The 12,709-nt window shown below is 66.1% G+C and carries 8 protein-coding genes; 7 read left to right on the top strand and 1 reads right to left on the bottom strand.

Going from position 1 to position 12,709, the window contains the following annotated elements; genetic code table 11:
* Window positions 1–346 precede the first annotated feature (346 nt).
* From UNPF46_RS21975 to UNPF46_RS21960, 4 genes are all read left to right on the top strand, one after another.
* On the top strand, window positions 347–1,378 hold the full coding sequence (locus tag UNPF46_RS21975) for an NAD(P)H-dependent flavin oxidoreductase (RefSeq protein ID WP_349628175.1): 1,032 nt from the start codon (window positions 347–349) through the stop codon (window positions 1,376–1,378).
* 25 nt (window positions 1,379–1,403) lie between these two features.
* Window positions 1,404–2,372, top strand: coding sequence for a zinc-binding dehydrogenase (locus UNPF46_RS21970; RefSeq protein ID WP_142251398.1), 969 nt, complete (start codon window positions 1,404–1,406; stop codon window positions 2,370–2,372).
* Between the two features lie 355 nt (window positions 2,373–2,727).
* The gene (locus tag UNPF46_RS21965) at window positions 2,728–4,101 is read left to right on the top strand and encodes a cation-efflux pump (RefSeq protein ID WP_142251397.1); all 1,374 of its coding nucleotides are present in this window, start codon (window positions 2,728–2,730) and stop codon (window positions 4,099–4,101) included.
* Between the two features lie 240 nt (window positions 4,102–4,341).
* The gene (locus UNPF46_RS21960) at window positions 4,342–6,672 is read left to right on the top strand and encodes a PAS domain-containing sensor histidine kinase (RefSeq protein ID WP_100177311.1); all 2,331 of its coding nucleotides are present in this window, start codon (window positions 4,342–4,344) and stop codon (window positions 6,670–6,672) included.
* 3 nt (window positions 6,673–6,675) lie between these two features.
* Here the strand turns inward: UNPF46_RS21960 and UNPF46_RS21955 are convergent, their stop codons facing one another.
* Window positions 6,676–7,569 (bottom strand): LysR family transcriptional regulator, encoded by an 894-nt coding sequence (locus tag UNPF46_RS21955; protein ID WP_100177312.1) that lies wholly within the window; start codon window positions 7,567–7,569, stop codon window positions 6,676–6,678.
* A gap of 225 nt (window positions 7,570–7,794) precedes the next feature.
* Here UNPF46_RS21955 and UNPF46_RS21950 point away from each other — a divergent pair, with 225 nt between their 5' ends.
* The 3 genes from UNPF46_RS21950 to fdhF are packed head-to-tail and all read left to right on the top strand — an operon-like array spanning window position 7,795 to window position 12,708.
* Window positions 7,795–8,271: a formate dehydrogenase subunit gamma gene (locus UNPF46_RS21950; RefSeq protein ID WP_142251396.1), complete on the top strand. Its 477-nt coding sequence runs from the start codon at window positions 7,795–7,797 to the stop codon at window positions 8,269–8,271.
* Window positions 8,268–9,824 (top strand): formate dehydrogenase beta subunit, encoded by a 1,557-nt coding sequence (locus tag UNPF46_RS21945; protein ID WP_142251395.1) that lies wholly within the window; start codon window positions 8,268–8,270, stop codon window positions 9,822–9,824. Before UNPF46_RS21950 ends, UNPF46_RS21945 begins: the two co-directional genes overlap by 4 nt.
* Before the next feature lie 10 nt (window positions 9,825–9,834).
* Window positions 9,835–12,708, top strand: coding sequence for a formate dehydrogenase subunit alpha (fdhF, locus tag UNPF46_RS21940; RefSeq protein WP_142251394.1), 2,874 nt, complete (start codon window positions 9,835–9,837; stop codon window positions 12,706–12,708).
* Window position 12,709 lies beyond the last annotated feature (1 nt).

Genomic DNA, 12,709 nt, shown 5'->3' with positions numbered 1-12,709 from the left:
GAGGAGAGCACGAAGGACACCGTTAAAACCATTCGCGCAGGGAAGGCCGGGCGACCGGCAACACCTGTGGTCCACCCCGTGTGCATCTTTTCGCGCACGGATCGCGGGTGCCGCCGGCGCCCGGCCTTCCCTGCGCCCTTGTCCCGATAAGGGCGCCGCACCAAGCAAAGCTCGGGCGAAACATGCCGCGAGAGCGAGAAGCTGTGTCCGCGATGGAAATGCGACTGGAAACGCAAATTATCCGCCCTGCGGAATCCCCTCGCCGCCCGCATGACACCCCGCCTCCACCGCACGCCGGCGCAATAGACATTTGCCACCCCCGGCGGCATCCTGCTGCCATCAACTGATAACAGAGCGCCGCAACAGCCGGGGGAAACACATCATGCTGCAGACACGGTTCACAAAACTCGTCGGCGTCGAGCACCCGATCGTCCAGGGCGGCATGCAATGGGTCGGGCGCGCCGAGCTGGTTGCCGCCGTCGCCAATGCCGGCGCGCTCGGCTTCATCACGGCGCTGACGCAGCCGACGCCGGAGGACCTGACCCGCGAGATCGCGCGCTGCCGCGACCTCACCGACAAGCCGTTCGGCGTCAACCTCACCATCCTGCCCGCGATCAAGCCGCCGCCTTACGCCGAGTATCGCGCCGCCATCATCGAGGCCGGCATCAAGGTGGTCGAGACCGCCGGCAACAAGCCGCAGGAGCATGTCGACGAGTTCAAGAAGCACGGCGTCAAGGTCGTGCACAAATGCACCAGCGTGCGCCACGCGCTCTCGGCCGAGCGCATGGGCGTCGACGCCATCTCGATCGACGGATTCGAATGCGCCGGCCACCCCGGCGAGGACGACACGCCCGGCCTGATCCTGATTCCGGCCGCCGCCAACAAGGTCAAGATTCCCATGATCGCCTCGGGCGGCTTCGCCGACGCCCGCGGCCTCGTCGCCGCCCTGGCGCTGGGGGCCGAGGGCATCAACATGGGCACGCGCTTCATGGCGACCAAGGAAAGCCCGATCCACCAGCTCATCAAGGAGAAGATCGTCGCCAATGACGAGCGCGAGACCGAGCTGATCTTCCGCACCATGCGCAACACCTCGCGCGTCGCCAGGAACGAGATCTCGACCAGGGTCGTCGCCATGGAGAAGGAAGGCGCCAAGTTCGACGACATCCGCGAGCTCGTCGCGGGCGCCCGCGGCAAGATGGTGTACGCGACCGGCAATTCCGACGAGGGCATCTGGTCGGCCGGCCAAGTCCAGGGCCTGATCCAGGACATCCCGACCTGCGGCGAGCTGATCTCGCGCATCGTGCGTGAGGCGGAAGCCATCATCCGCAGCCGGCTCGAAGGCATGATCGTTCAACCGAGCGTGCAAGCTGCCGAGTAATCACTGCAAGAAGCGAGAGCAATTCATGAAGGCTTACGTCTACGGTCCTGAGGGCGCTCGGATTTCCGACGTCGCTCAACCAAAACCCAGGGGCACGCAGGTCCTCGTCAAGGTGCGCGCCTGCGGCCTCAACCGCGCCGACACCGGCATGCGCAAGGGCCACGCGCACGGAGCGGCCGGCGGCGTCGGCACCGTGCTCGGCATGGAATGGGCCGGCGAGGTCGCCGAGCTCGGACCGGATGCGAAGGGCGTCAAGATCGGCGACCGCATCATGGGCTCGGGCGGCGCGGCGTTTGCCGAATACACGCTGGCCGATCATGGCCGGCTGTTCCACGCGCCCTCGAACATGAATTTCGAGGAGGCGGCCACCCTGCCCGTCGCACTCGCGACCATGCACAATGCCGTCGTCACCGTCGGCGGCCTCCAGCCCGGCCAGAGCGTGCTGATCCAGGGCGCGAGCTCCGGCGTCGGCCTGATGGCGATGCAGATCGCCAAGCTGAAGGGCGCCAGGCTCGTGATCGGCTCCTCCACCGATGCCTACAGGCGCGGCCGGCTCAAGGAGTACGGCGCCGATCTCGCGGTCGACAGCTCCGATCCCAAATGGGTCGACCAGGTGCTGGCGGCGACGAACGGCGAAGGCGTCGACCTCATCGTCGACCAGGTCTCCGGCAAGGTCGCCAGCCAGAACCTCGCCGCAACGAAGGTCCTGGGCCGCATCGTCAATGTCGGCCGGCTCGGCGGCACCCATGCCGACTTCAACTTCGATCTGCACGCGGCGCGCCGCATCGACTATGTCGGCGTCACCTTCCGCACCCGCACCATCGAGGAGGTCCGCGAGATCTTCGCCGAGGTCCGCAAGGACATCTGGGGCGCGGTGGAATCGCGAAAGCTGCAGCTGCCGATCGACAAGGTCTTTGCATTCGACGACATCGACCAGGCGTTCGCGCACATGGAAGCGAACAAGCACCTCGGCAAGATCGTGGTGACGCTGTAAGGCGCCGCTCTATCGGTCGTCATGGCCGGGCTTGACCCGGCCATCCACGCCTTAGGTCTCGTAGGGTGAGCAAAGCGAAGCGTGCCCACGATCTTTATCCATCACGAAAGATTCGTGGGCACGGCGCTATCGCGCCTTTGCCCACTCTGCGAGACCACGCTTGTGGCAGGGAGCGTGAGGAATAACCGTCATTCCGGGGCGATGCGAAGCATCGAACCCGGAAGCTCGAGATTCCGGGTTCGCCTTCGGCGCCCCGGAATGACTGGTCGAAGAAGCCCCCGCTCCTGCAACTCACTCGCGACTACGGCTGTGGATCATCGCTTGATGTCCTGCGCCGGGCTGCTAAATCCCCGCCATGAGCACCCAGCACAATAAGACATCGGTCGCGGCCATCTCGATCTTCGCCAGCGGCGGCATGGCGGCGGCCAAATTCGCGGTCGGCATCGCGATCGGCTCGCTCGCGCTGATCTCCGAGGCCTTGCACTCCTCGATCGATCTCGTCGCCACCATCATCACCTGGGCGGTGGTGCGGGTGTCGGACAAGCCGGCGGACGACGAGCACCATTACGGCCACGGCAAGCTGGAGAGCATCTCGGCGCTCGGCGTCACCGCCCTGCTCTACGTGCTCGCCGGCGGCATTTTGGTCGAGTCCTACAGCCGGCTGAGCGAGGGAACCCCGCCGCCGACCATCTCGGCCGTGCCCTTCGTCGTGCTGGTGATCGACATCGTCGTCAATCTCTGGCGCGCGCGCGCCCTGCACCGCGCCGCGCGCGCGACGCGGAGCCAGGCGCTGGCGGCCGACGCGCTGCATTTCGCCTCCGACGTGATGGGCTCGTTCGCCGTGATCGTCGGCTTGATCCTCGCCGCCCTCGGCTTCTGGTGGGGCGATGCCGCGGCGGCTGCCGCGGTCGCGGTGATGATCGCAGCTCTCGGCCTGCGCATGGCCGGCTCGACCGTGCAGACGCTGGTCGACCGCGCCCCGGAGGGCGCGCAGGAGAAGGCCACGGCCGCGATCCGCAGCGTGCCCGGGGTGATCGACGTCGAACGCCTGCGCGTGCGCATGGTCGGAGCGACCACGTTCATCGACACCATCGCAAAGGTGCCGCGAACCTATCCGATCGACCGGGTCGAGGAGATCAAGCGCAAGGCGCATGCCGCCGTCGACAAGGCGTTTGGCGATGCCGATCTGACCTTCACCCCGGTACCCGTCGCGCGCGACAACGAGACCGTCCGCGACCGCATCATGGTGATCGCACACAATTCGGGCCTCGCCGTCCACCACGTCACGGTGCATGACCTCGGCAGCAAGCTGATCGTCAGCATCGACCTCGAGGTCGACGGCGGAATGCAGCTCGACGCCGCGCACGACATCGCCAACACGCTGGAGCGCAACATCCAGGAGGAGTTCGGCGAGGACGTCGAGGTCGACGTCCATATCGAGCCATTGGAACCGGAACTTCCGTTCGGGGTCGATGCCACGCCGGACCGGGTGCGGACCATCGCCACCGCGCTGGCGGAATATGCCGCGGGCGGCGAGATCCACGACATCCATAATGTCCGCGTCCGCAACACCGATGCCGGCGAGATCGTCAACTTCCACTGCCGCGCGACCCCATCGATGAGCGTGATCAAGGTGCACGAGCATGTCGACGCGATCGAGCGCGCGCTGCGGCACGCATTCCCGAGCGTGAAGCGCGTGATCAGCCACGCCGAACCGCCGCGCGCGTGACGGAGCAGAAGCGACGAAGAATGTGCGAGGAGTCACACGTTCTCGTTTCGGACTCCTCCTGCCCGTGAGTTTGCGGACGCACACTGCGCAAACTGCGCGTTGGATAAGAATAATTTCGCGTTAACGATTCATTGACTCTCGACACCCCGCGAAAACTGGATTCAAATCGCTGTGATTCGGAAGCGATGTGGGGCTGCTTCCGGACTTCAGTTGCAAGCTGGTTTTCAGGGGGCCGAAGGCATGTCGCGTGCAGACGCCGCGAACGCGTGCGTCCAATCCGATTCGATCAAAGGATTGGCGCAATCGATCGCGAAACCTGCCTATCATCGGCTCTTGATCGCAGAGCCGGCGCTTCGTCGCGCCGTGCCGACGCTCATCATCGCGTTCCTGATCACGATCTGCCTCGGCGCGTTCGTGCAGGTCGTCGATCAGACGCGCCAGAAGCGGCTGGTGATCCGCCACGACATCTCCGCGCTCGCCGATCTGCTCGCCGAACGCGTCGACCGCCTCACCACCTCACGGCAGGAACGGCTCAAGAACATCGAGCGCCTGCCGGCGCTGCTGCCCGACCTGATCCCGTCCTGGGGAACGGCCTCGGGCCGCCACGTCATCGTCACCTCGGCCGGCATCGACCGCAGGGTCCTCGCCCGCATCCCCGTCGACAGCGATCCCTCGGGCAATGACCGCCTGCTCGACGCCATCACGACGGCGCAACTGCTCGCGGCGCCGACGCGCGACGGCAACATCTCCGACATGACGCTGCCGAACGGCAACGCCGCGATGGCGACCTCACGGCAGATCAAGTCGCTGCCGGGCTTCGTCACCGTGATCCAGGAGCGCAACGAGCCGATCTGGGGCTCCGACGCCGCGCTCTCCGTGACGCTGTCGGCAACGACAGGCTTCGTCGTCCTGATCCTCGGCTTCGCCTTCCACTGGCAGTCCACCCGCGCCCGCGAGGGCGACCTCATCAACGACGCCGTGCGCGGCCGGATCGACACCGCGCTCAACCGCGGCCGCTGCGGTCTCTGGGACTGGGACCTGTCGCGCGGCCGGATCTTCTGGTCGCAATCGATGTTCTCGATGCTCGGTCTCGACGGCCGCAACGAGCTCCTCACCTTCGGCGAGGTCAACGCGCTGGTGAAGTCAGACGACATCGACCTGTTCGCGATCGCCGATCAGCTCATCTCCGAGAAGATCGACCACATCGACCGGACCTTCCGCATGCAGCATGTCGACGGCCACTGGATCTGGCTCCGCGTCCGCTGCGAAAAGACCCGCGGGGCGACCGATTCCAGCGTGCATCTGATCGGCATCGCCGTCGACATCACCGAGCAGAAGAGCCTCGCCGAGCGCACCGTCGAAGCCGACCTGCGCCTGCGCGACGCGATCGAAACCATTCCGGAAGCCTTCGTGCTGTGGGATGCGAGCGACCGCCTCGTGCTCTGCAACTCGCACTTCCAGCGCCTGCACAAGCTGCCCGACAGCGCAGTCATCCCCGGCACCTCCTACGAGACCGTGCTCGAGGTCGGCCGCATGCCGGAGGTGCGCACCCGTCACAACGAGACTGCGAGCGTCGGACCCGGCGCGCGCACCTTCGAGGCGCAGCTCGACGACGGCAACTGGCTGCACATCAGCGAGCGCCGCACCAAGGACGGCGGCTACGTCTCGGTCGGCACCGACATCACCCGCATCAAGGAGCACGAGCAGAAGCTGGTCGACAACGATCTGCGCCTGCGCGCCACCGTCATCGACCTGAAGCGGTCGCAGGCCGCGCTGGAGCGCCAGGCGGTCGAGCTCGCCGATCTCGCCGAGAAATATCAGCGCGAGAAGACCCGCGCCGAGGAAGCCAACCAGACCAAGTCGAAATTCCTCGCCAATATGAGCCACGAGCTGCGCACGCCGCTCAACGCCATCATCGGCTTCTCCGAGATCATGGGCTCAGGCATGTTCGGCGAGCTCGGCAGCGAGAAGTACCAGGAATATTGCCAGGACATCCTGACCAGCGGCCACTATCTGCTCGAGGTCATCAACGACATCCTCGACATGTCCAAGATCGAGGCCGGCCGCATGAAGCTCGACATGGAACAGCTCGACCTGTCGCGAACGCTGGCGGAATCCCTGCGCGTCGTCACCGGCCGGGCTCAGGACAAGCACATCACGCTCGATGCCGACATCGCAAAGTCCATCTCCGTCGTCGCCGACCGCCGCGCCGCCAAGCAGATCATCGTCAACCTGCTGTCCAACGCCGTGAAGTTCACGCCCGACGGCGGACGCGTCGTGGTGCGCAGCCGGCAGCTCGACGACAGGATCGTGCTGATGATCGCCGACACCGGCATAGGCATCGCGCCGCATTCGCTGGCGCGGCTCGGCCGTCCGTTCGAGCAGGTCGAGAGCCAGCTCACCAAGACCTATCACGGCTCGGGCCTGGGCCTTGCCATCGCCCGCTCGCTGGCGCAGCTCCACGGCGGCTCGATGCGGCTGCGCTCCAAGCTCGAGGTCGGCACCGTCGTCCGCGTGACCCTGCCGCGCGACGCGATCAAGGCCACGCCCGGAGTCTCGGCCGCGGCATGATCCCTACAGCTGCAGCGTCGGCGCGACTTCGCGCGCGACGTTGACCAGCGCCGCGATCAGCGGCGTCATCGGATCGCGCTGCGGGATCACCATGCCGATGCTGTAATTGACATCGGGATCGGTGATCGGGATCGAGCGGACGGTGTCCGAGAGGCCGAGCGTCTCGGCAAGCTTGGCCGGCATCACGCTCGCCCAGCGCCCCGTCTTCACATGCGTGAACAGCACGAGCAGCGAGTTCGAGGTCAATGTCGGCGTCGCCTCCGCGCCGACCGAGCGCAGCGCGCGGTCGATGATGCGACGGTTCTGCATGTCGGGCGTCAGCAGGCATAGCGGCACCTGCCCGACCTCCTCCCACGTCACCGTCTCGCGGTCGCCGAACATCGCATCCGGCGCGGTCAGGAGACGATAGCTCTCGTTGTAGAGCGGAATGGTGCGCACCTTGCCGATCGGCTCGTTCTCGATATAGGTCAGCCCCGCATCGACCTCGAGATTTTCCAGAAGCCCCAGCACCTCGGACGAGGTGGTGGACTGGATGCGGAAGCGCACGTCGGGATGCCGGGCGCGGAACGGCGTCGTCAGCGCGGCCACCATGCCGAGCACGGTCGGGATCGCCGCAATGCGGATCTCGCCGGAGAGCTGATGCTTCAGCCCGTTGATCTCGTCACGCATCGCGCGGGCATCGCCGACGATCCGCCGCGCCCAGTCCAGTGCCCGCTCCCCTTCGGGGGTAAAACCCTGGAAACGGGACCCGCGCTGAACCAGCATCACGCCGAGAATTTCCTCGAGCTGCTTGAGCCCGGTCGACATCGTCGGCTGCGTCACGCCACAGACTTCCGCCGCGCGTCCGAAATGCCGTTCCTTCGCCAGCGCCAGCAATAGTTCAAGCTTGTCGATCAACCGGTCGTCCCCTCGAATTCTCGCCTGGCATGCAAGCTAGCATGCCGGGCCTGCACCAACACGCAAAAACCGAGCAGCCGATCCAACTTTCATTGCCAATCCATATCGATCCATTGCGGTTGCAAATCGATCGGAATCCGCAATCGCAGCACGGGACAGCTTTATTGATCTTCGAATGATTCCAACTAGTTTGCGCCGAGGGAACGCTCAGGTTGAGAACGAAGAATGACAGCGGCTTTTGAGCCTTGGAACGAGACGCGCGGCGCCGAGATCATCGCCGAACACGCCAACCAGGAGGGCGCGACGCTGGTCATCCTGCACGCGATCCAGGAGGCGTTCGGCTACGTGCCGGAGGCGGCCATTCCCATGGTGGCGCAGGCGCTCAATCTGTCGCGCGCCGAGGTGCATGGCGTCTTCACATTCTACCATGATTTCCGCCACAAGCCGGCCGGCCGCCATGTGCTGAAACTGTGCCGCGCCGAGGCCTGCCAGGCCGCGGGCGGCGATGCGCTGGCGGCGCGTGCAGAAGCAAAGCTCGGCGTGTCGCTCGGCAGCACCACGCCCGATGATCGCGTCACGCTGGAGCCGATCTACTGCCTCGGCCTGTGTGCGACCGCACCGTCCGCAATGCTCGACGGTCGCCTGATCGGCCGGCTCGACCAGAGGCGCCTCGATGCGCTGGTTGCGGAGGCACAGCGATGAGCCTGCGTCTGTTCGTCTCACGTGATGCCGGCGCGATCGCCGTCGGTGCCGACGAAGTTGCTCTGGCGCTGGTGCAGGCAGCAGCCACGCGCGGCGTGGCGATCGAGATCGTCAGGACCGGCTCGCGCGGCATGTACTGGCTGGAGCCGCTGGTCGAGGTGGCGACGCCGCAGGGCCGCATCGCCTTCGGTCCGGTGACCGAAGCCGATGTCCCGTCCCTGCTCGATTCGCTCCAAAACAACACACCGCATCTGCTGCGGCTGGGGGCGACCGACGAGATTCCCTGGCTGAAGCGCCAGACCCGTCTCACCTTCGCCCGCTGCGGCGTGATTGATCCGCGCTCGCTCGACGACTACCGCGCTCATGGCGGCTACAAGGGGTTTGAGCGCGCAGTCTCGCTCGGACCTGACGCGATCCTCAAAGAAGTCACGGCGTCCGGCCTGCGCGGCCGCGGCGGCGCGGGCTTTCCGACCGGCATCAAGTGGAAGACCGTCGCGCAGGCCAAGGCCGACCGCAAGTTCATCGTCTGCAACGCCGACGAGGGCGACAGCGGCACCTTCGCCGACCGCATGATCATGGAAGGCGACCCCTTCCTGGTGATCGAAGGCATGACCATCGCCGGAATCACCGTCGGCGCGACCAAGGGCTACATCTATACCCGCAGCGAATATCCACATGCCATCGAGGCGATGAACGCCGCCATCCTGGCGGCGAGACGCGGCGGCTATCTCGGAAGCCAGATCGGCGGCTCGAGCTACAGCTTCGATCTCGAGGTGCGCGTCGGCGCCGGCGCCTATGTCTGCGGCGAGGAGACCTCGCTGCTGGAGAGCCTCGAAGGCCGCCGCGGCGTCGTGCGTGCAAAACCGCCGCTGCCGGCGCATCATGGTCTGTTCGGCAAGCCCACCGTCATCAACAACGTGCTGTCGTTCGCGGCCGCCCCCTTCATCCTCGCCGAGGGCGCCAAGGCCTATGCCGATTTCGGCATGGGCCGCTCGCGCGGCACGATGCCGATCCAACTCGCCGGCAACATCCGCCATGGCGGGCTGTTCGAGACGGCCTTCGGCGTGACGCTCGGCGAGCTCGTCGACGACATCGGCGGCGGCACGTTCACCGGCCGCCCCGTTCGCGCCGTTCAGGTCGGCGGGCCGCTCGGTGCCTATTTCCCCCGCGCCCTGTTCGACACGCCGTTCGACTATGAGGCCTTCGCCGCGCGCGACGGCCTGATCGGTCATGGCGGCATCGTCGTGTTCGACGATAGCGTCGACATGCGCAAGCAGGCGCGCTTCGCGATGGAGTTCTGCGCGATCGAATCCTGCGGCAAGTGCACGCCGTGCCGCATCGGCTCGACCCGCGGCGTCGAGACCATCGAGAAGATCATCAACGGCGAGCGCGTCCATGAGAACATCGCGCTCGTCGAAGACCTCTGCAACACCATGAAATTCGGCTCGCTCTGTGCACTCGGCGGCTTCACGCCCTACCCGGTGCTCAGCGCATTGAAGCACTTCCGGGAGGATTTCGTCCCGGCCCCGAGCACGCTTCAGGCCGCGGAATAGGAGAACGACGATGTCTCTGATCGAAGAAATCGACTACGGCACGCCGCGCTCGAAATCGGAGACGATGGTGACGCTGACCATCGACGGCAATGAGGTCACCGTGCCCGAGGGCACCTCGATCATGCGCGCCGCGATGGACGCGGGCCACCAGATCCCGAAGCTCTGCGCAACCGACATGGTCGACGCGTTCGGCTCCTGCCGTCTCTGCCTCGTCGAGATCGAGGGCCGCGCCGGCACGCCGGCGTCCTGCACCACCCCCGTGATGCCCGGTCTCGTCGTGCATACCCAGAGCGAGCGGCTGAAGAAGCTGCGCAAGGGCGTGATGGAGCTCTACATCTCCGACCACCCGCTCGACTGCCTCACCTGCGGCGCCAACGGCGATTGCGAATTGCAGGACATGGCCGGCGCCGTGGGCCTGCGCGACGTGCGCTACGGCTATGAGGGCGAGAACCACGTCTTCGCCAAGAGCCACGGCTGCGACAACGACCACTGGATGCCGAAGGACGAGTCCAACCCGTACTTCACCTACGATCCCTCCAAATGCATCGTCTGCTCGCGCTGCGTCCGCGCCTGCGAGGAGGTACAAGGTACTTTCGCGCTGACCATCGCCGGCCGCGGCTTCGACAGCCGCGTCTCGCCCGGCATGAGCGAGAGCTTCCTCGGCTCGGAATGCGTCTCCTGCGGCGCCTGCGTGCAGGCCTGCCCGACCGCGACGCTGACCGAAAAATCCGTGATCGAGATCGGCCAGCCCGAGCATTCGGTCGTCACCACCTGCGCCTATTGCGGCGTCGGCTGCGCCTTCAAGGCCGAGATGCGCGGCGAGGAAGTCGTGCGCATGGTGCCGTACAAGGACGGCAAGGCCAATCGCGGCCATTCCTGCGTCAAGGGCCGCTTCGCCTGGGGTTACACCAACCACAAGGAACGCATTCTCAAGCCGATGATCCGCGATCGGATCGAGGATCCCTGGAAGGAAGTGTCCTGGGATGAGGCGTTCTCGTTTGCCGCCGCGAAGATGCGCGGCATCCAGAAAAAATACGGCCGCGACGCCATCGGCGGCATCACCTCCTCGCGCTGCACCAACGAGGAAACCTATCTGGTGCAAAAGCTGATCCGCGCCGGCTTCGGCAACAACAACGTCGACACCTGCGCCCGCGTCTGCCATTCCCCGACCGGCTACGGCCTTGCCACCACCTTCGGCACCTCCGCAGGCACGCAGGATTTCGACTCGGTCGAGGACACCGATGTCGTCGTGATCATCGGCGCCAATCCGGCTTCGGCCCACCCCGTGTTCGCCTCCCGCCTGAAGAAGCGGCTGCGTCAGGGCGCCAAGCTGATCGTGATCGATCCGCGCCGCACCGAAATGGTGGAGTCGCCGCACGTCAGGGCGCTCCACCTGCCCCTGATGCCCGGCACCAACGTCGCTGTCATGACGGCGATCGCGCATGTCATCGTCACCGAGGGCCTCGTCAACGAAACCTTCGTGCGCGAGCGCTGCGACTGGACCGAGTTCGAGGAATGGGCGGCCTTCGTCGCCCAGCCGAACAACAGCCCGGAAGCCACCGCCATCCTCACCGGCGTCGATCCGAAGGATCTGCGCGAGGCGGCCCGCACCTATGCCACCGGCGGCAACGGCGCGATCTATTACGGCCTGGGCGTCACCGAGCACAGCCAGGGCTCGACCACCGTGATCGCGATCGCAAACCTTGCGATGGCGACAGGCAACATCGGCCGTCCCGGCGTCGGCGTGAACCCGCTGCGCGGGCAGAACAACGTGCAGGGCTCCTGCGACATGGGCTCGTTTCCGCACGAGCTGCCCGGCTATCGCCACATCTCCGGCGATGCCGTGCGCGACCAGTTCGAGGCGCTCTGGAACGTCAAGCTCAATCCCGAGCCAGGCCTGCGCATTCCCAACATGTTCGACGCCGCGGTCGAAGGCACGTTCATGGGCATCTACGTGCAGGGCGAGGACATCCTGCAGTCCGATCCCAACACCAGCCACGTGGTGGCGGCGCTGTCGGCAATGGAATGCGTCATCGTCCACGACCTCTTCCTGAACGAGACCGCGAACTACGCCCACGTCTTCCTGCCCGGCTCGAGCTTCCTCGAGAAGGACGGCACCTTCACCAACGCCGAGCGCCGCATCCAGCGCGTGCGCAAGGTGATGACGCCGAAGAACGGCATGGCCGACTGGGAGGTCACCATCGGCCTCGCCAAGGCGATGGGCTTCGAGATGAACTACAGCCACCCCTCCGAGATCATGGACGAGATCGCGGCGCTGACGCCGACCTTCGCCGGCGTCTCCTATGCCAAGCTCGACGAGCTCGGCTCGGTGCAGTGGCCCTGCAACGACAAGGCGCCCGAAGGCACGCCGGTGATGCATATCGACGGCTTCGTCCGCGGCAAGGGCAAGTTCGTCGTCACCGAATATGTCGCGACCGACGAGCGCACCGGCCCCCGCTATCCGCTGCTGCTCACCACGGGACGCATCCTCAGCCAGTACAATGTCGGCGCGCAGACGCGGCGCACCGAGAACGTGGTCTGGCATGCCGAGGATCGTCTCGAGATCCATCCGCACGATGCCGAGCAGCGCGGCGTGCGCGACGGCGACTGGGTGCGGCTGAAGAGCCGCGCCGGCGAAACCACGCTGCGCGCGGAGATCACCGATCGCGTGGCGCCCGGCGTCGTCTACACCACCTTCCACCATCCGGACACGCAGGCCAACGTCATCACGACCGACTATTCGGACTGGGCGACCAACTGCCCCGAATACAAGGTCACGGCGGTGCAGGTCTCGCCCTCGAACGGCCCGTCCGACTGGCAGAAGGCCTATGACGCGCAGGCGCGGCAATCCCGCCGCATCGTGCCGGCCGAGGCCGCGGAGTAAC

Source organism: Bradyrhizobium sp. UNPF46 (assembly GCF_006658625.1).
Lineage (GTDB): Bacteria > Pseudomonadota > Alphaproteobacteria > Rhizobiales > Xanthobacteraceae > Bradyrhizobium > Bradyrhizobium nitroreducens.
The sequence above is the reverse complement of the archived record's forward strand: the minus strand, read 5'-3'. Positions and strand labels throughout refer to the sequence as shown.